This is a genomic window from Mesorhizobium sp. P2_D1, from assembly GCF_056404455.1.
In genome coordinates, this window is sequence record NZ_JBFUDZ010000002.1 from 268736 (window position 1) to 287898 (window position 19163).

17 protein-coding genes and 1 pseudogene are annotated in these 19163 nt (G+C 64.0%); 13 read left to right on the forward strand and 5 right to left on the reverse strand.

From position 1 onward, the window contains the following. Nucleotides 1-183: 183 nt before the first annotated feature. On the reverse strand, nucleotides 184-396 hold the full coding sequence (locus tag AC1D0I_RS03875) for a hypothetical protein (protein WP_095084346.1): 213 nt from the start codon (nucleotides 394-396) through the stop codon (nucleotides 184-186). Nucleotides 397-585: 189 nt separating this feature from the next. Here AC1D0I_RS03875 and AC1D0I_RS03880 point away from each other — a divergent pair, with 189 nt between their 5' ends. Beyond that, nucleotides 586-1350: an SDR family NAD(P)-dependent oxidoreductase gene (locus tag AC1D0I_RS03880; RefSeq protein ID WP_477393177.1), complete on the forward strand. Its 765-nt coding sequence runs from the start codon at nucleotides 586-588 to the stop codon at nucleotides 1348-1350. A gap of 677 nt (nucleotides 1351-2027) precedes the next feature. Here the strand turns inward: AC1D0I_RS03880 and AC1D0I_RS03885 are convergent. Continuing rightward, nucleotides 2028-2729 (reverse strand): GntR family transcriptional regulator, encoded by a 702-nt coding sequence (locus AC1D0I_RS03885; RefSeq protein WP_095083584.1) that lies wholly within the window; start codon nucleotides 2727-2729, stop codon nucleotides 2028-2030. A gap of 238 nt (nucleotides 2730-2967) precedes the next feature. Between AC1D0I_RS03885 and AC1D0I_RS03890 the strand changes: the two genes are divergently transcribed. The 7 genes from AC1D0I_RS03890 to AC1D0I_RS03920 all read left to right on the forward strand — a co-directional run bounded on the left by AC1D0I_RS03890 (nucleotide 2968) and on the right by AC1D0I_RS03920 (nucleotide 11334). Beyond that, nucleotides 2968-4008 (forward strand): ABC transporter substrate-binding protein, encoded by a 1041-nt coding sequence (locus tag AC1D0I_RS03890; protein ID WP_477393179.1) that lies wholly within the window; start codon nucleotides 2968-2970, stop codon nucleotides 4006-4008. A gap of 81 nt (nucleotides 4009-4089) precedes the next feature. Further along, complete coding sequence (locus tag AC1D0I_RS03895; RefSeq protein ID WP_477393270.1) at nucleotides 4090-5172, forward strand: ABC transporter ATP-binding protein; 1083 nt, start codon at nucleotides 4090-4092, stop codon at nucleotides 5170-5172. Then, a complete protein-coding gene (locus AC1D0I_RS03900; protein ID WP_477302788.1) occupies nucleotides 5172-6083 on the forward strand; it encodes an ABC transporter permease in 912 nt (303 codons plus the stop codon). The genes AC1D0I_RS03895 and AC1D0I_RS03900 overlap by 1 nt, the downstream gene beginning before the upstream one ends. After that, nucleotides 6080-6880 (forward strand): ABC transporter permease, encoded by an 801-nt coding sequence (locus AC1D0I_RS03905; RefSeq protein WP_457151103.1) that lies wholly within the window; start codon nucleotides 6080-6082, stop codon nucleotides 6878-6880. The genes AC1D0I_RS03900 and AC1D0I_RS03905 overlap by 4 nt, the downstream gene beginning before the upstream one ends. A gap of 29 nt (nucleotides 6881-6909) precedes the next feature. Beyond that, nucleotides 6910-8496 (forward strand): gamma-glutamyltransferase, encoded by a 1587-nt coding sequence (gene ggt / locus AC1D0I_RS03910; protein ID WP_477393181.1) that lies wholly within the window; start codon nucleotides 6910-6912, stop codon nucleotides 8494-8496. A gap of 328 nt (nucleotides 8497-8824) precedes the next feature. Then, a complete protein-coding gene (locus AC1D0I_RS03915; protein WP_477393183.1) occupies nucleotides 8825-10351 on the forward strand; it encodes an acyl--CoA ligase in 1527 nt (508 codons plus the stop codon). A gap of 2 nt (nucleotides 10352-10353) precedes the next feature. Further along, nucleotides 10354-11334 carry a 2-dehydropantoate 2-reductase gene (locus AC1D0I_RS03920; RefSeq protein WP_477393184.1) on the forward strand — a complete coding sequence of 327 codons (981 nt, stop codon included), beginning with the start codon at nucleotides 10354-10356 and terminating at the stop codon, nucleotides 11332-11334. Between the two features lie 181 nt (nucleotides 11335-11515). On the opposite strand, the gene AC1D0I_RS03925 is transcribed toward AC1D0I_RS03920, so the two are convergent. Continuing rightward, entirely contained in the window at nucleotides 11516-11770 is a 255-nt protein-coding gene (locus AC1D0I_RS03925; RefSeq protein ID WP_095083595.1) for a DUF1127 domain-containing protein, read from the reverse strand. Nucleotides 11771-12023: 253 nt separating this feature from the next. Here AC1D0I_RS03925 and AC1D0I_RS03930 point away from each other — a divergent pair. After that, nucleotides 12024-13522 (forward strand): annotated as a pseudogene (locus AC1D0I_RS03930) (winged helix-turn-helix domain-containing tetratricopeptide repeat protein). Nucleotides 13523-13567: 45 nt separating this feature from the next. Here AC1D0I_RS03930 and AC1D0I_RS03935 read toward each other — a convergent pair. After that, complete coding sequence (locus tag AC1D0I_RS03935; RefSeq protein ID WP_477393186.1) at nucleotides 13568-14437, reverse strand: helix-turn-helix domain-containing protein; 870 nt, start codon at nucleotides 14435-14437, stop codon at nucleotides 13568-13570. Between the two features lie 93 nt (nucleotides 14438-14530). On the opposite strand from AC1D0I_RS03935, the gene AC1D0I_RS03940 reads away from it, so the two are divergent. Together AC1D0I_RS03940 and AC1D0I_RS03945 are read left to right on the forward strand one after the other, a co-directional pair. Next, the gene (locus AC1D0I_RS03940; protein WP_477393188.1) at nucleotides 14531-16075 is read left to right on the forward strand and encodes a 4-hydroxyphenylacetate 3-hydroxylase N-terminal domain-containing protein; all 1545 of its coding nucleotides are present in this window, start codon (nucleotides 14531-14533) and stop codon (nucleotides 16073-16075) included. Nucleotides 16076-16081: 6 nt separating this feature from the next. Continuing rightward, nucleotides 16082-16591: a flavin reductase gene (locus tag AC1D0I_RS03945; RefSeq protein WP_095083603.1), complete on the forward strand. Its 510-nt coding sequence runs from the start codon at nucleotides 16082-16084 to the stop codon at nucleotides 16589-16591. Nucleotides 16592-16620: 29 nt separating this feature from the next. Here the strand turns inward: AC1D0I_RS03945 and hpaR are convergent, their stop codons facing one another. Further along, nucleotides 16621-17016 carry a homoprotocatechuate degradation operon regulator HpaR gene (gene hpaR / locus AC1D0I_RS03950; protein WP_477225557.1) on the reverse strand — a complete coding sequence of 132 codons (396 nt, stop codon included), beginning with the start codon at nucleotides 17014-17016 and terminating at the stop codon, nucleotides 16621-16623. 223 nt (nucleotides 17017-17239) lie between these two features. Here hpaR and AC1D0I_RS03955 point away from each other — a divergent pair, with 223 nt between their 5' ends. Then, nucleotides 17240-17626: a 5-carboxymethyl-2-hydroxymuconate isomerase gene (locus tag AC1D0I_RS03955; RefSeq protein ID WP_477393190.1), complete on the forward strand. Its 387-nt coding sequence runs from the start codon at nucleotides 17240-17242 to the stop codon at nucleotides 17624-17626. Nucleotides 17627-17637: 11 nt separating this feature from the next. After that, nucleotides 17638-19155 carry a 5-carboxymethyl-2-hydroxymuconate semialdehyde dehydrogenase gene (gene hpaE, locus AC1D0I_RS03960; protein WP_477393192.1) on the forward strand — a complete coding sequence of 506 codons (1518 nt, stop codon included), beginning with the start codon at nucleotides 17638-17640 and terminating at the stop codon, nucleotides 19153-19155. Nucleotides 19156-19163 lie beyond the last annotated feature (8 nt).

Here is a 19163-nt window from a genome sequence, read left to right on the forward strand (position 1 = left end):
CAGCCTGAAAGCTGACAGTCGCTTCCGGCCCCATTGAGATGTTCATCGCCTCGGTGCCAAGCGTCGGCTCATGCCGCCAAGCGGGCCTAACACTCCGAGCGGGTGATCTCAGAAACCAACAGGCGCAGCAATGATATAGCGGCGCCCAATTTCCTTTCGGCCGGCGCGTCAGCTGGGTCTCGCCTATTGCCTGCGACGCCTGGTCGACGAGGCAAGATAACCCATCGCCAGTGTCATCACGGCGACCGCGATGCCGGCGCTGATCACGCCTGCCGGCGTTATCCTGGCACTGCCCTGCAAGGTAACATGCTTGCCCAAGCGCAGGTCGAAAACCGATTTGATTTCCTCAGGATGTGAGGGGACCGCGGGCGAAGCTTCTTCCTCGACAACTGACATTTGAGCCTCCGGTTCGAATCTGCCGTTCGCGCAGCGGCCGGCGACTGGTGCGCCAACATTCTGTGCAATGGCCGAGCCTATTGGAACTGATAGGCGCCGAACAACACAGCAGTACCAATTTCATCTGATCCGGCGCGCCAAATCCATTCATCGACTATGGTGCTTTGATTGCGACCATCGGAGGCTGATTTGGCCAAGTCCCCTGCCGGCATCAAGCGTGCGCTGATCACCGGGGCCGGTGCGTCCGACGGCATCGGCTTTGCCATTGCCCGGCAGCTCAGCCATGCCGGCCATGCCGTTGTCCTCACCGGCGCCAGCGCGCGTGTGCTCGATCGCGCCGCCGAGCTTCGTGCCGAGGGCATCGATGCCACTGCCCTGGTCGCCGATCTCACTGTCGCCGCCGATGTCGAGCGGCTGCGGGCAAGCGCCGGCACCGTCGATATCCTGGTCAACAATGCCGGCATGGGCTCGCTGGCATCGCCCTCGGTCGACAAGGCGTTCCTCTCCATGACCGAGGCCGACTGGGACCAAGGGATCGACGTCAGCCTGAAGACAGCGTTTCTGGTCACCCGTGCATTTCTGCCGGCGATGGTCGAAGCGGGCTATGGGCGCATCGTCAACGTGGCGTCGGTCACCGGGCCGCTGGTGTCCTTCGAAGGCACCGCCGCTTATTCCGCCGCCAAGGCCGGAATGGTCGGCCTGACCCGCACGCTGGCGCTCGAAGTGGCGAAAAGCGGGATCACGGCCAACGCCGTGGCCCCCGGTTGGATCGAAACGGGGTCGTCGAGCGAGATGGAGCGGACCGCGGCCCTGCATACGCCGCCGGCGCGAGCCGGCCGGCCGGATGAAGTGGCCGCAGCGGTCGTGTTCCTGGCATCGGAAGGCGCCAGCTATGTCAACGGCGCGCTGCTGGTGGTCGATGGCGGCAACAGCCTGCAGGAACGCAAGGGCTGAAGGGCCAAAGGCGCTTCGCCGGAACGAAACGAGGCAGCGTGTCCTTCCGACAGGTTAGAATTCGGTGCATAACACCCGATCGATGCCCATTAGTCCTTGCTGATATACCGTCCGCAGCGGATAATATCCGTTGGGGCTTTCAGCAGGCGAAATGCTAAATCGGATCGTAGCTTCCACAACGTCGCGCCAATTCAACTTTCTTGTTCCCGATGACGTCACTGACGCTATCGCCGGATATATCGACTCCTCTGCTCCCGGACGCATCATCTCGACCTTTTCGGCAGTTCAGTCAGTTCGAGATAAAGTCCCTGATTGCGAGCTGTCGGACGATCAGCTTGAGCGGTGCGCTGTATTGGCAGCAGTCAACGAAGGCCTAGCGGTCCACTTCGATCGGCGGGGACGCCAGCCTGATCCATATTCGTCGCTAAGTAGGAGCCACTGGCATCTCGTGCCTATTTGGAAAACCAGGACGCGACTGGCTGACATGGCATTCCAGCGGCCGAATGCAGCCGGCCTCGCCGGCTGTACCCCTCCGCCCGTTATCGTTGGCCGGCCGCAGGTCCGGCCGCTGCGCATAGAGCTCAGCCCATGATAGGCGCCGGCCGCTAAGGGGTTCGAACTTCTTCGGGCGTGCCAATGAAAGCCTGCCAGGCGCTTCATCCCGTTAGCCGGCGTGTTCAAGACGCCTTGGCCAGGAAACTCTGGTAGTCCGATTTGGCCTGCAGCAGGCGCAGCACGTTGTCGCGGGATCCCCGCACATGGGCGCGCGCCAGCGTGCCGGCCCGGCTGGCATCGCCGGCGCAGATCGCGTCGACGATTTCGGCATGCTCGTCGCGGGCGATCTTCCATTCGTCCAGCCACAAGAGCTCCGTCCAGACATAGTGCTGACACTTGTCGAGGATGCCGCACAGCATGCCGTGCAGCATGACATTGCCGCTGATCTGCGCGATGACGCGATGCAGGTCGATGCCGGCCTCGAGCTCCTGGAATTTTTCCCTGGTGGTGCGATCCGGTATGGCGGCCAGCCGCTCGCACTCAGTCAGAATGGCGCGCAACCGCGCCTTGTCCTGCTCCGTCGCCACGGCCGCGGCCAACTCTGTCGCGTGGCCGTCGAGCAGTTCGCGGATCTCGAAGGCCTCGCGGAACATGCTGATGTCGAATTCGGTGACGACATAGCCCTGGCGCGGCCTGCCGGTGACCAGGCCATCGCGCTCGAGGCGGTTGAAGGCCTCGCGCACCGGCGTGCGGCTGACATTCAGCTTCGCGGCGATGTCGCTTTCGGTGACGCGCGAGCCCGGTGGAATCTGGCCGGTCACGATCATCGCCTTGAGCGAGGAATAGACCGAGTCGCGTAGCGTATTTTTGGTTTCCTTGGCCAAGGTTTCGTCCCCAGTTCTCCGGTCTTTCAGCCGGGACACGCACAGCTGTAGTCGCAGTCGGCGTAATTTGCCACGCCCCAGCGAGGCCGTCTCTTTCCATCTTTGCCCTGCTCGACACGCCTGAATTCGATCGCGCCGGACGGTGTTGACATCACCGATCGCTAGGCTACACTCAAAATTGTATACAAGATAGCATGCGAAATCGAAAACAATGGGAACACCGGTTGGAGAGCCGAAAATGAACATGACCAGAAACGTTAGCGTTGTTGCGGTTGCCGCTCTCATGGCGTCGCTCGCAGCCCCCGCCATGGCGGGCGATACCATCACCGTCGCCTCATGGGGCGGCACCTACCAGGAGGCGCAGACCAAGGCGTTCTTCAAGCCGACCGCCGATGCGCTCGGCATCACCATCAAGGAAGACACCACCAACGGCCTCGACGACGTGCGGCTGCAGGTCACCGGCAATGCCGTCAAATGGGACATCACCGAGCTTGGCGCCGACGAATGCGCACGCGGCTCGAAGGAAGGCCTGTTCGAAAAACTCGACTACGGCATCATCGACAAGAGCGGCATCAACCCGAAGCTGGTCCATGACGACTGGGTCGGCATTTCCTACACCTCGGTCGTGCTCATCTACCGGACCGATGTTTTCGGCGACAAAGGCCCGAAGACCTGGGCCGACTTCTGGAATGTCGAGAAGTTTCCGGGACGGCGCGCGCTGAGTGGCAGCCAGGCGACGGAGACGCTGAGCGTCGCGGCACTGGCCGAGGGCATTCCGATCGACAAGGTCTATCCGGTCGATATAGACGGCGCGCTGAAATCCGTCGACAAGATCCGTGGCCATGTCGATGCCTGGTGGACCTCCGGTGCCCAGGCCATGCAGTTGGTCAAGGACGGCGAAGTCGACATGGCGAGCATCTGGAACGGCCGCGCCGGCACCTTGAAGAAGGAAGGCGCGCCGGTCAGCTTCTCGTTCGACCAGGGTGTCCTGACCGCTGACTGCATGGTCATTCCCAAGGGCGCCAAGAACAAGGAAGCCGCCATGAAGGCGCTGGCGATGTTCGTCAGCCCGCAATTGCAGGCCAATCTGCCGCTCTATGTCGACAACGGGCCGGTGAACGAAAAGGCCTTCGAGACCGGCAAGATCCCGCAGGAGAGGATCAAGGACATCAATTCGGCGCCCGAAAACGTCAAGAAGCAGGTGCTGCAGGACGCCGAATTCTGGCGCGACACTCTGGTCGAGGCGACGGAAAAGTTCAACAATCTGGTCCAGCAATAGGCCCTGGCCAGAACCCAAACCACGGCAGGGCGGCGCAACCGCTCGCCCTGCTCTGCCGCCTCAGTTCAGGAGACGATGATCTTGTCCATTGCGCCATCCGCGCTGCCGATCAGCATGCGCCGGATCGAGAAACGATTTGGCAGCGTAGCGGTGCTGCGCGACCTCAACCTCGATGTCGAAGCCGGCGAGTTCCTGACGCTGCTGGGGCCTTCCGGATCCGGCAAGACGACGCTGCTGATGATCCTGGCCGGCTTTGTGCGCGCCAATGCCGGCAGCATCAAGGTCGGCGACGACGAGATCATCACCACGCCGCCGCACAAGCGCAACATCGGCATGGTGTTCCAGAACTACGCGCTGTTTCCGCATATGAACGTCTTCCACAACATCGCCTTTCCGCTGAAGCAGCGCGGCGTCGCCAGCACCGAGACGGCCGAGCGCGTCGAGAAGGCGCTGGATCTGGTCAAGCTGCAGGGCCTGGGCGAGCGCCGGGTCAACCAGCTCTCCGGCGGCCAACGCCAGCGCGTGGCGCTGGCGCGCGCCATCGTCTTCGAGCCGCGCATCGTGCTCATGGACGAGCCCTTGTCGGCACTCGACAAGGGCCTGCGCGAGCATATGCAGATCGAGCTGCGCAGCCTGCATCGCCGGCTTGGCATGACCACCGTCTATGTCACGCATGACCAGCGCGAAGCCATCACCATGTCGGACCGCATCGCAGTGATGAATGGCGGGCGCATCGAACAGCTCGATAGACCGGAAACCCTCTACGCCACGCCGCAGACGCGGTTTGTAGCCGGCTTCATCGGCGAATCGAACTTCATTCCGGTCGAATGCCGCAACGGGTCCGTCTGGTACGAGGACAGGAGAATCCATACCGCGGCGCCGGCGCCGGCATCGGGCCAACACCTGATGGTGGTGCGGCCGGAAAAGTTGCGGCTGCTGGCAAATGCCGAGCCGCAAAGCGGCGTCAATGTGATCAATGCGACGGTCGGTGACATCATCTACCAGGGAGACAGCTTCGTCTGCTACGCGGCGCTGCGCGACGGCCGCCAGCTGACGCTGCGCGACTATTGCCGCAGCGACGTGCTGGCCAGAATGCCGGCTCCCGGCCAGCCGATCAACCTCGGCCTCGACGCGCAGGACACGATCCTGGTGGCATCAGACTGATGAGCGCGCAATCTGCCTTGCACGCATCTGCCGGCGATCTGAATGCGCAGTCGTTGCGGGACGACGCCCGGCGCGAGTCGCTGCGGCTGCTGGCGCTGCTGTCGCCAAGCCTGTTCCTGGTCTTTGCCATCATCGTCGTGCCGATCGGCTGGCTGTTCTGGCTGTCGCTGTTCGACGAGGCCGGCGTCCTCAGCACCGCCAATTATGCGCGCTTCTTCGAGCAGGCCTCCTACATCAAGACCTTCGTCACCACCTTCAAGGTCGCCTTCATCGTCACCGGCGCCTGCGTCCTGCTCGGCTATCCCCTGGCCTACATGCTGTCGCAACTGCCGCGCCGGGCAGCGTCGATCTGCCTGATCTTCGTCATCCTGCCGTTCTGGACTTCGGTCCTGGTGCGCACCTATGCCTGGCTGGTGATCCTGCAGCGCAAGGGTCTGATCAACAGCTGGCTAATCGACCTCGGCGTCATCAGCCAGCCGCTGTCGCTCGCCAACAATCTGTCCGGTGTCGTCATCGGCATGACGCATATCTTGTTGCCGTTCCTGGTGCTGCCGCTCTACGCCTCGATGAAGACCATAGACGGCGATTGCCTGCGCGCCGGGATGAACCTTGGCGCCGGCCCGGTCGCCACCTTCCGGCAGATCTTCTTTCCGCTGTCGCTGCCCGGGCTTGCCTCGGGCGTGGTCATCGTCTTCGTGCTTTGCCTGGGGTTCTTCGTCACCCCGGCGCTGATGGGCGGCGGCAAGGTGATCATGTGGGCGATGCGCATGGAACAGACCACCAGCCTCTACTCCAACTGGGGAGCCGGAGCGGCCCTCGGCGTGGTGCTGCTGGTGGTCACGCTGGCGCTTCTTGGGCTGTTCCAATGGCTGCTCGGCGCGCGCGCCACTGGCGTATGGAGTTCGCGATGAGCGAGGATATCGGCCTGCCCATCTCGCACCGGCAACGTCTGTGGCTGTACGCCCTCGGCGGCCTCGTGCTGTTGTTCCTGATCGCGCCGTCGATCATCATCGTCATCATGTCGTTTTCGGATTCGACGCTGCTGCAATTCCCGCCGCAGCAATGGTCGCTGCGCTGGTACCAGACCTATTTCCAGTCGCTGGAGTGGCGCGACGCGACGATCGTCTCTGTCAAGGTGGCGATCATGACGACCTTGGTGGCGACGCCGCTCGGCACCGCCGCCGCCTATGCGATCAACCGCGGCACGCTGCGCTTCAACGGCACCATCAACGCGCTGCTGACGGCGTCGCTGATCGTTCCGGTGATCCTGATCGGCATCGGCACTTTCTTCCTCTATGCGCGGATCGGGCTCAACAACACGCTGACCGGCCTGGTCATCGCGCACACCGTGCAGGCCTTGCCGCTGGTGGTGCTGACCGTGCTGTCGGGCTTGCGCTCCTATGACATGAACCAGGAACGCGTGGCTCGCAGCCTAGGCGCCGGACGCGTCGCCGCGTTCTGGCAGGTGACGATGCCGCAGATCCGCTTCTCGATCGTCTCGGGCGCGCTGTTCGCCTTCATCACCTCCTTCGACGAAGTGGTGGTTTCGCTGTTCATATCGGGCGGCGATACGACGACATTGACGCGCCGCATGTTCAACGCGCTGCGCGACCAGATCGACCCGACGATCGCCGCCATCTCGACCTGCCTGATCGTGCTGTCGGTCGTGCTGTTGTCGGTTGGGCAGATGTTCGGGCGCAGGAATTGATTCAAGTGACCATGGGATATCCAGACAGAATGCGTGATTTCCAGTTTCCCGGCCGCTCGCCGGTCCGTGCGACGGAGGCGGTTGCCGCGACATCGCACCCGCTTTCGACGCTTGCCGCAATCGAGATGCTGCGCTCCGGCGGCAACGCCATGGATGCCGCCGTCTGCGCCGCCGCCGTGCAAGCGGTCGTCGAGCCGCAGTCGACCGGCATCGGTGGCGATTGTTTCGTGCTCTACTGCCCTGCGGGACAAGGCGACGTGCTGGCCTTCAATGGCTCCGGCCGCGCCCCGGCCAAGGCGACGGTCGACTGGTATCTGGAAAAAGGCTTCAACTGCATCCCGCTGCAGGGACCGCATGCGGTCACCGTGCCGGGTGCCGTCGACGCCTGGGCCCGGATGCTGGAGGACCATGGCCGCAAGGGCCTTGCCGAGGCGCTGGCGCCGGCCATCCACTATGCCGAGAATGGATATGTCGTGCATGACCGCGTCGCCTTCGACTGGGCCGAACCGGAGACTGATCTGTCGGCCGACGAGCATGCCGCGCGCATCTTCCTGCCCGGCGGTAAAGCGCCGAAGGCCGGCGATGTCCACCGGCAACCGGAACTCGCCGCCACGTTGCGGATAATCGCCAAACATGGCCGCGCCGGATTCTACGAAGGCGCTGTTGCCGACGATATGGTGCGTCGGCTCAATGAATTGGGCGGACTGCATTCGACCGAGGATTTCGCAGCGACCAGGGGCGACTATGTGGCGCCGGTCAGCACCTCCTATGGCGGCCACGACATCCACCAGATGCCGCCGAACAATCAGGGGCTGACGGCGCTTTTGATGTTGAACGTGCTGTCTGGTTTCAAGCTCGGCGGGCTCGACCCCAACGGCGCCGAGCGCCTGCATCTGGAGATCGAAGCGGGGCGGCTGGCCTATCGCGACCGGGACCGCTTCGTCGGCGACCAGGATCATGTCCCGGTGCCGGTGGCACAACTCCTGTCCAGCGCCTATGCCGACCGGCTGCGTGCCGAGATCGATCACGAGCGTGCCATGACGCATCTGCCGCGCCTGGACCTGCCAGGCAGCGACACGGTTTACATCTCCATCGTCGACCGCGACCGCAACGCGGTCTCATTCATCAACTCGACCTATTATTCGTTCGGCAGCGGCGTCGTCGGGCCGAAGACCGGTGTCGTGCTGCAGAACCGCGGCTCAAGCTTCCGCCTCGACCCGGCACATCCGAATGCCATCGCGCCCGGCAAGCGGCCGATGCATACGATCATGCCCGGCATGGCAACCAGGAACGGCCGCGTGGTGATGCCGTTCGGCGTCATGGGCGGCGGCTACCAACCGTTCGGACATGTCCATCTGCTGACCAACATGCTCGACTTCGGCATGGACCCGCAGCAAGCGCTGGATGCGCCACGTGTGTTCTACAATGATGATACCGTGGAAGCCGAACGCAACGTGCCCGCCGAAGCAATCGAGGGCCTGCGCCGGCGCGGCCATCGCGTGGCCGAGCCGCATCACCCGTTGGGCGGCGGGCAAGTGGTGCTGATCGACTGGGAGAAGGGAACGCTGACCGGCGCCTCCGATCCGCGCAAGGATGGTTTGGCGCTTGGGTATTGAAATGATCGGTAAAGTGGTGGCGTGGTCCGGAGTCGGGCGATTACATCACCGGGTGTTGGCGCAGCCCCTCATTGCCCTGCCGGGCATTTCTCCCCGTATAGTGACGGGGAGAAAGACGCTTTCATCGATGGTTTCGCCAATCGCCAGCGTTGCGAGAAATGCACAGAGGGTGCGGGCTCCCTCTTCTCCCCGTCTCTATACGGGAAGAAGGTGCCGGCAGGCGGATGAGGGGCGGCGCTAACGTCGACTATCGGTCCGAGGCGATTTGCCCGATGGCCGGAATCGCCGCTGGACTTTGTAAGCGGTCGCTTGAAACATAGGCGGTGACATGACCCATACTGGAAACGATGCAGAACTTTCCCTCCGTCTTGCCGCAGGCGCCGATGATGCGTCGGCGATTTCGGCGCCCGAGAGAACCACGCTGACGCATCGCGGACTGCGCGAATTGATCGCCGACACAGCTGCCGCACTGCATGCGCGCGGCATCGGTCGGGGCCACAGGGTGGCCATCGTGCTGCCCAACGGGCCGGAGATGGCCACCGCCTTTGTCGCGGTGGCGGCAGCCGCCTCGACGGCACCGCTCAATCCGGCCTACCGGGCGGACGAGCTCGATTTCTACCTGACCGATATCGGCGCCAAGGCGATCCTCGTGGCGCAGGACGAGACTGGACCGGCGGTGACGGTGGCCGAACGGCTCGGCATCGGCGTGCTTCGGCTTGTCGCTTTGCCTGACGCGCCCGCCGGAAGCTTTACCATCGAGGGCCCTGCGATCGGGCCGCAAGCCGCGGATGAGATGGCGCAGGATGGCGACATCGCGCTTCTGCTGCACACCTCGGGCACCACGTCGCGACCCAAGCTGGTGCCGCTCAGCCATGCCAACATCGCGGCCTCGGCCGCCCATATCGGTGCGACGCTCGGCCTGACGGCCAATGACCGCTGCCTCAACATCATGCCGCTGTTCCACATTCACGGCCTGATCGCGGCGGTGCTCTCCTCTCTGGCTGCCGGCGGCAGCATCTACTGCACCCCGGGCTTCAACGCGCTGCGCTTCTTCCAGTGGCTGAGCGATGCGCGGCCGAGCTGGTACACGGCGGTGCCGACCATGCACCAGGCGATCCTGCCACGGGCGGCACGCAATGCCGAGGCGCTGGCGGCAGCGCGTCTGCGCTTCATCCGCTCGTCCTCGGCGTCGCTGCCGGCGCAAGTGATGGCCGAACTGGAGGCGACCTTCGGCTGTCCGGTGATCGAATCCTACGGGATGACCGAGGCGGCGCACCAGATGGCGTCGAACCGGCTGCCGCCGGGCCAGCGCAAGCCAGGTAGCGTCGGCGCCTCCGCCGGACCGGAGGTCGCGGTGATGGCGCCTGACGGGCGGCTGCTCGAAGCCGGCGAAACCGGCGAGATCGTCATTCGCGGACCCAATGTCACGGCGGGCTACGAGAAGAACCCGGACGCCAATGCGACGGCTTTCGCGCATGGCTGGTTCCACACCGGCGACCAGGGCGTGCTGGACGAGGATTTCTATCTGCGCGTCACCGGCCGGCTCAAGGAGATCATCAACCGAGGCGGCGAGAAGATCTCGCCGCTCGAGGTCGATGACGTGCTGATGGACCACCCGGCGGTGGCTCAGGTCGTCACCTTCGCCATGCCGCATGACAAGCTCGGCGAGGAAGTGGCGGCGGCGGTGGTGCTGCGCGAAGGCATGGCCGCCAACGAGAGCGATATCCGCGGCTATGCGGCGACGCGGCTCGCCGACTTCAAGGTGCCGCGCAAGATCCTGATCCTGGACGAGATTCCCAAGGGCGCCACCGGCAAGCTGCAGCGCATCGGGCTTGCCGCCAAACTCGGACTTTGACGATGAAGATCACCATCTTCGGCGCCGGCGCGATCGGTGGCTATCTCGCCGCCAAGCTCGCCATGGCCGGCCGGACCGAGCTTTCGATCGTCGCGCGCGGCGCGCATCTCGATGCGATCAAGGCAAATGGGTTGCGCCTGATCGAAGACGGCCAGGAATCGGTGGCTTCCGTTCGGGCCGCGGCGAGAGCCGAAGAGCTTAGCGCCCAGCATTATGTGGTGCTGGCGCTGAAGGCCCATTCCCTCACCCCTGCGCTTGATCAGATCGCGCCGCTGCTCGGGCCGGACACCGCCGTCGTCACGATGCAGAACGGCGTGCCGTGGTGGTATTTCCATGACGTCGGCGGGCCGCTGGAAGGCACGCGGTTGAACGCGGTGGACCCCGGCGGCAAGATCTGGGAGCGGATCGGGCCGCAGCGCGTCATCGGCTCGGTCGTCTATCCCGCCGTCGAGGTCGACGCGCCCGGCCTGATCCGCCATGTCGAGGGCAAACGCTTCTCGCTTGGCGAACCCTCCGGCGAGCGCAGCGAACGGGTCACGCTTCTGGCCGAGGAGATGGTCAAGGCAGGCCTGCAGGTTCCGGTCCGCGACGACATCCGCAGCGAAATCTGGGTCAAGCTGTGGGGCAATCTCTCCTTCAACCCGATCTCGGCGCTGACCGGCAGCACGCTGGCGGCGATCGTTGCCGACGAGGCAACCCGAACGCTGGCCCGCACCATGATGCTGGAGGCACAGGCGATCGGTGAAAGTCTCGGGGTGCGCTTTCCCATAGCGGTCGACCGGCGCGTCAAGGGCGCCGGCGATGTCGGCGAGCACAAGACCTCGATGCTGCAGGACCTGGAACGCGGCCGGCCGATGGAGATCGACGCGCTGGTGACGGCGGTGCAGGAACTTGGCCGGCTAACGGACAAGCCGACGCCCACCATCGATGCCGTGCTGGCGCTGGTGCGGCGGCTGGCCATCGAGCGCGGCTGCTATTCCTGAGCCCCCGGATCGATTGCTATCAGTCCTTCGCTGCCGGCCAATCATTCGCTGCCGGCTTCAGAAACCGAACACAAAGTTCGCCGACCATGCCGCGCCGCCCGACAACTGCTGGCCAGCCCAGCCAATGCCGCCAGCATGACGAATGGCATGGCCGCGATCCGGTGCCCTTGCAGTCTTCGCGCTATCGTTGCCAGAACGGCTTGGCGAGCTCTGCCTCGACCTGCCGGTCCGTCAGACCGATATCGTCGATCAGATAGGGATTGTCCCTCGCCATTTGCGCAAGCTCCCAGCGAAAGCGGATCCGCTCGCGCCAGGTCCGATCGTGCCAGCTTGCAATAATGCTCTGCAGGGTCGTCAGATGCCGACGCGCCATCGGCGCCACGGGCGTTCCCGACCGCGCTGTCTTGTGCGGGGCAAATTCAAGAATATTGGTCATGACAACCTCCATATGGTTTGAGGGTCCGGAGGCCCTCGACCTGAAAGAGGACGAATTCTGCAGGTTACGGACAGCGCCGTAATTAAGCCTTCCCAAATAGTTCTCAAAAGTTCCAAATGGGTAGAGCCGTTCACCGATTCTCGGAACCGGCAACCTGCCCTAACTCTTTGTTTTGACGCAATTCCCTGAGGAAAAGCGCTACGCGCTCTTCCCGGGAAAACCGTTTCACACTGTTCCTGAAATTGCTCTATAGATGCGCCCTATGCAGGGATCACGCTTCGCCTTTGGTCCGTTCGTGCTTGATACCGGTGCGGGAACGCTGCTTCGGAACGATGTGCCCGTTGCCGTCGGCTACCGCGGGCTCAAGTTGCTCGCGGCGCTCGTCGGACGGCCCGGCGACATACTGAGCAAAGCCGAATTGATGGACGCCGCATGGCCGGGCACTGCGGTCGAGGAAGGCAACCTCACCGTTCAGATCGCGCAGCTGCGCAAGCTGCTTGGCCCGGTTGGGGATGGCGGCGAATGGATCGTCACCGTTCCACGCGTCGGCTACCGCTTCACGGGGGCCGTCCAACAGCTTGGTGACGCGAAGCGAAAACCATTGCCGCTACCCGGCAAACCATCGATAGCCGTGCTGCCCTTCGTCAATGTCAGCAACGATCCCGCGCAGGACTCCTTCGCGGATGGGTTGACGGAAGACCTGATCACCGACCTGTCGAGGATATCCGGCCTGTTCGTCATCGCCCGCAACTCGGTGCTATGGACGTGCGTGAGATCGCTGGCGATCTTGGCGTGCACTATCTGCTGGAGGGCAGCGCACGACGCGCCGCGGGGCGTGTGCGCATCAACGCGCAGCTGGTCGACGCCGTGAGTGGCGATCATCTCTGGGCGGAACGCTTCGATCGCGGCCTGGAAGATATCTTCGCCGTCCAGGACGAGGTTACGGCCAAGATCGTGGAGGCGCTGCTCGGCCGGCTGCGCGCACCGCCGCCGCGCAACCGGCCGAGAAATATGGAGGCCTACGATCTCTGCGTGCGGGCGCGCAAGCTGATGGATGATTCGCCGCAGATGGCGCAGGAAGCGCATCTGATGCTGACGCGCGCGGTGGCGCTCGATCCGGAATATGCAGAGGCGTATCGCTGGCTTGCCATGAACCACTGGATGGGTTCGGTGCATTCCGGCGGACCAAGTGAGTCTTCCCGCAGCGTTGCCCTGGAACTGGCGCGCAAGGCCGTGGCGATCGATCCCAACGATGCCGGCTGCCGCTGGGTCCTGGCTTACCTGCTTGCCTATGAGCGCAGCTTCACCGATGCGGATGCCGAGTTCGCCAAGGCGTTCGAGCTCGACCCGAACGAAGCCGACGCCTGGGCGGCTCTGTCCGACATCGCGGCGCTAGCCGGGCGGGTCGAGGAGGCCCTCGAGCATATTCGCAAGGCGTTTCGCCTGAACCCGTTTCCGTCAAGCTGGTACTATCTGACCCTCGGCGCGGCGCAATATGCGGCCCGCGATTACGAAGCCGCTGTCGAGACATTGCGCCGGGACGAGACCTATCGGACAAGCTCACGCCGTTTCCTGGCGGCAAGCCTCGCGCAACTCGGCCGGCTCGACGAAGCGCGCGCGGAGGTCGAACTGTTCCTCGTCGGCAACCCGCATTTCACGACCCGGCACTGGGCCACGACAGAGCCCTTCCGCGACGCAGCGACGCTTGAGCATTTCGTCGATGGCTTCCGCAAGGCCGGTCTACCGGACTGACGCGCCGGCGTAACCTCCCGCAAGGCCCGCATCCAGATCACCCGCTCAATGCCCCCGCAACTGCTTGCGGCGCCAGGCGGCCGGCGCTTCGCCGATCCGTTCGCGGAAGACCCTTGAGAAATAGGCGGGGTCGTCAAAGCCGATCTCATAGGCGATGTCCTCGACCGTGCGTACTGTGAACAGCAGCAGTCGCTTCGCCTCCAGCAATCGACGCTCGCTGACCACCCGTTTGACGCCGGTGCCCCGCACCGTGCGGGCGGCCTTGTCGAGCAAATGTGGTGTCGTGGCCAGCGTCTCGACATAGCGGTCGACCGGCCAGTTGTCGCGGAAATGCATGTCGACGAGCCGCCGCAAGCCTAGTGCCAGCGAAGCCTCGGAAGAGGTTGTGGCGGTTGTCCCGTCCGGACCGAGGCGGGCGATGTGGGAGAGTGCGACGGCGATCAGCGCCGGTAGCATCTTGTCATTGCCGGCTTGCGCCTCGGCGTATTCGGCCGCGATCATCTCCAGCACAGCCGCCAGCCTTTTCCACGCGGTATGGTGCGGCGGGCCGTCGGTAAACACCGGCCTGTCCAGCGGCAGCAAGCTCTGACCGGCAATGGCGGCGAGCGCGTCATCGGCAACCGAAACGACGATGGCGTCGGTGCCGGGGCCGATCGAGAAGCCATGCACGACATTGCTCGGCACGAAGCTGACGGCAGGCGCCGAAAAGTCCCATGACCGGTCTTCAATGCGGTAGGTGCCTGAGCCACCGGTCCAGTAGGTGATCTGGCCCATCTGCGGATGCTTGTGCGCGGGAACCTCGCCACGATGGATGTTGCTGCGGGCAAGCACTGTCTCGACATGCAGGAAACCGACATCGAGCGGCCGCACCGGCTCGCCATAGACGAAGAAGTCAGGGATGGAACTCTGGCTCATGGCGCCGGAAAAAGTCCAATCGGTTTTGTGGTTCCGTCCATAACCGATCCCCGGCCCAGGCGCTACAGTCGTCACCGCAAGTGGAGGAACATCATGCGCTCAGAAGACTTCCGTGCCGACAAGGGGCGTCCGTTCACCGGGGCCGAATATTTGCAGAGCCTGCGCGACGGCCGCGAGGTCTATATCAATGGCGAACGCATTGCCGACGTCACCACGCATCCGGCGATGCGCAATTCGGCGCGGTCGCTGGCGCGCCTTTATGATGCGCTGCATGACACCAAGCAGCAAGACGCGCTGACCTCGCCGACGGACACCGGTTCGGGCGGCTACACCCACAAATATTTCCGCGTCGCCAAATCCTCCGCCGAGCTTGTCGCCCAGCAGGCAGCTATCGCCCAGTGGTCGCGCATGTCCTATGGCTGGATGGGACGCACGCCCGATTACAAGGCGGCGCTGATGAACACGCTTGGCGCCAATGCCGACTGGTATGGGCCGTTCAAGGACAACGCGCTGTCCTGGCATAGACGTGCCCAGGAAGCGGCGCTGTTCATGAACCATGCCATCGTCAATCCGCCGATCGACCGCCACAAGCCGGCCGAACAGGTGAAGGACGTCTTCGTCCACATCACTGGGGAAACCGACGCCGGCATCACCGTGTCCGGCGCCAAGGTGGTGGCGACGTCCTCGGCGCTGACCCACTACAATTTCCTGGCGCAGGGTTCGGCGACGGTCACCGAGGATCCGTCGCTGTCGGTGATGTTCATCGTGCCGATGAACGCGCCGGGGATAAAGATGTTCTGCCGCGTCTCCTACGAGCAGACGGCCAATACCGTTGCAGCACCCTTCGACTATCCGCTGTCGTCGCGCTTCGACGAGAACGACGCGATCCTGGTGCTCGACAACGTCTTCATCCCCTGGGAGGACGTCCTGGTGCTGCGCGACGCGCAGAAAATCCTATCGTTCCATCCGGCTTCCGGCTTCATGCACGGTTATTGCTTCCAGGGCTGCACGCGTTTCGCCGTCAAGCTCGACTTCCTCGCCGGCCTGCTGGCAAAGGCGCTGCGCGCCACTGGCGGCGATGCCTTCCGCGGCAACCAGGCGGCGCTGGGCGAGGTCATCGCGCTGCGGCACATGTTCTGGAGCTTTTCCAATGCCATGGCGTACAACCCGATCCCGTGGGCGAACGGCGCGGTGCTGCCCAACCTGGAAGCCGCCCTTGCCTACCGGACCTTCATGTCGGAAGCCTATCCGCGCGTCATCGACACCGTGCGCCGGGTGATCGCCTCGGGGCTGATCTACCTGCCATCGTCGGTGCGCGATTTCAACAATCCCGAGATCGACAAATATCTCGCGCAATATGTGCGCGGCTCCAACGACATGGGCCACATCGAGCGCATCAAGATCATGAAGCTGTTGTGGGACGCGACCGGCACCGAATTCGGCGGCCGCCACGCGCTCTACGAGCTCAACTATGCCGGGGCGCCGGAAGAGGTGCGGCTGCAGGTGCTGAAGGGCGCCGAACGCGGCGGGCGGCTGAAAGCGATGGAAGAGCTGGTCGACACCTGCATGGCCGACTATGACGAGAACGGTTGGACGGGAGATACCTGGTTCAATCCGCTTGCTTCGCCGGCTGAGTGAACCCAGATGGCCACGCAGATTTCGAAAGCCGATTTCCGCGACGCCATGGCGAGGGTCTGCGCGCCGGTCAACATCGTCACCACTGACGGCCCGGCCGGACGCGGCGGCTTCACCGCCACCGCCATGTGCAGCGTCTCCGACGAGCCGCCGACGCTGCTGGTGTGCATGAATGGCCGCTCGACGCAGGCCGCCATGTTCCTGTCCAACCGGCGCTTCTGCGTCAACGTGCTGACCCATGACCACATGCATCTTGCGGGAAAGTTCGCGGGCGCGACCAGGGACATGGAAGCACGCTATTCGGCGGCACGTTGGCAGACGCTCACGTCCGGCACGCCGGCACTGTCGGATGCGATCGTCAATTTCGATTGCGAGATCGAGGATGTGCATATCGTCGGCACGCATAATGTCATGATCGGCCGGGTCATCGATGTCCGGCACGGCAGCGGCGGCTCGGCGCTGCTCTATGTCGACCGCAACTATACGCAGCCGACGCGGCTTGGCAGCTTTGGCGGGTGAGCCCAAGCGATGCCGCCCGGACCGAACGGTCAGCTCTCGCCGTCGATGAGGTTTTCCAGGAGATCGAGCAGCTTTTCCAGCCTGTCGTGGCCGAAGCGCTGTTCGATGTCGTCATAGATGATGCGACGCTCGGGTGAAAGCGCATCGATCAGGGCGGATCCGGCCGGGGCGATTGTCAGCACGACACGGCGGCCGTCGCCTTCGGCCTTGTTGCGGGTTATGAACCTGCGCCCCTCGAGCGCCTTGATGATGCGCGTCAGGCTGGGCGGCAACACCGATGCGCGATCGGCAAGCTCGGTCGCCTCGACCGGGCCGGCTTCGCTCAGCACGCGCAGCACGCGCCATTGCTGTTCGGTCACATCGTGGGCCGCGAGCATCGGACGAAAACGCGCCATCACCACTTCGCGGGCGTGCAGGAGCGCCATTGGCAGGGAACGACGGGTGTTTTCAGGCAGCAAGAAAAAAAGCCTCCCACGCTGGCTTGCGATCGAAAACAGGCCTTCCTTTAGCCGAGTCCGCCCACCGAAAGCCCGTTCCAGCCATCCCCGTATCGTTGCGCCAAGGCCGATGCAAGACTTGACTTCATGAGCGCCTCATGTAATTAACGCGTTAACTACAACAAGACAAGTGATTGGGGAGCGAAACGCGGTGCCGCACTTCTCCATCGAGTATTCGGCCAATCTCGATGCCAAGGTCGATATGGGCGAGTTATGCGCACTGGTGTTGCGCACCGTGCTGGACACCGGGCTGTTCGAAACCGGCGCCGTGCGGGTGCGGGCGTTTCGCGCCGAGGCCTATGCGGTGGCCGACAGGCTGCCGGAAAACGCCTTCCTCGACATGTCGTTTCGCATCGGAATCGGGCGCAGCGCCGAGGAGAAGAAGCGGACCGGCGAAGCCGTCTTCGCGGCGGTGAGCGAGCACCTTGCCGCGTTGTTCGAGACACCGCATTTCGCCCTGTCGCTCGAGATCCGGGAAATCGACCCGGTGCTGAGCTGGAAGAAGAACGCAATCCACCCGCGACTGCGCGGCAAGTGACGGAAGCTGAGATGTCCGACCTGCAAGGCAATCTGAAGAAGGCCGAGGCCTATCTGGCCCGTTTCAAGCGCGATGGCGTGCTGAACCAGATCGGCGGCGAAGCGGCGCCGGCGCTCGACGGCACGACGTTCGAAACGCTGTCGCCGGTCGACCTCAAGCCGCTGGCCAAAGTCGCGCGCGGCGGTGCCGTCGACATCGACCGCGCCGCCAAGGCGGCGAAGGCGGCGTTTTCGGCCTGGGCCGCGATGCCCGGCGAAGCGCGCAAGAAGCTGCTGCACAAAATAGCCGACGCGATCGAAGCGCGCGCCGAGGAGATCGCGTTCGTCGAATGCATGGACACCGGCCAGGCGCTGAAGTTCATGGCCAAGGCGGCGTTGCGCGGTGCCGAGAATTTCCGCTTCTTCGCCGACCGTGCGCCAGAGGCGCGCGACGGCGAGACGCTGCGGACCACAGGCCAGGTCAATATGACCACACGGGTGCCGATTGGCCCGGTCGGCATCATCACGCCGTGGAACACGCCGTTCATGCTGTCGACCTGGAAGATCGCGCCGGCACTGGCCGCCGGCTGCACCGTGGTTCATAAGCCGGCTGAATTTTCGCCATTGACCGCCCGCTTGCTGGTCGAGATCGCCGAAGAGGCCGGCCTGCCCAAGGGCGTGTGGAACCTCGTCAACGGCCTCGGCGAGCACGCCGGCAAGGCGCTGACCGAGCATCCCGACATCAAGGCGATCGGCTTCGTCGGCGAAAGCCGCACCGGCTCGATGATCATGCGCCAAGGCGCCGACACTCTGAAGCGCGTCCATTTCGAGCTTGGCGGCAAGAATCCGGTGATTGTCTTCGCCGACGCCGACCTGGAGCGCGCCGCCGACGCCGCCGTCTTCATGATCTATTCGCTGAACGGCGAGCGCTGCACCTCCTCGTCACGGTTGCTGGTCGAAGCGTCGGTCTACGACGAATTCACCGATCTGGTGGCGGAGAAGGCAAAGCGCATCAAGATCGGCCATCCCCTGGATCCCGCAACGGTGGTCGGTCCGCTGATCCACCCGGTGCACGAGGAAAAGGTGCTCTCCTATATCGAGATCGGCAAATCGGAAGGCGCGGTGGTCGTTGCCGGCGGCGGCAAGTTCGCCGGCCCGGGCGGCGGCTGCTATGTCAGCCCGACGCTGTTCATCGGCGCCACCAACAGGATGCGCATTGCCCAGGAAGAGATCTTCGGGCCGGTGCTGACTGCCATCTCCTTCAAGGATGAGGCGGAAGCGCTGGCGCTGGCCAACGACACGCAATACGGCCTGACCGGCTATCTCTGGACGTCGGACGTCACCCGCGCCTTCCGCTTCACCGACGCGCTGGACGCAGGCATGATTTGGGTCAATTCCGAGAATGTGCGCCATTTGCCGACGCCGTTCGGCGGCGTCAAGAATTCCGGCATAGGCCGTGACGGTGGCGACCATTCCTTCGACTTCTACATGGAGACGAAGAACATAGCCTTCGCCACGACGGCGCACGCGATCCAGAAACTCGGCGGCTGATCAGAGGA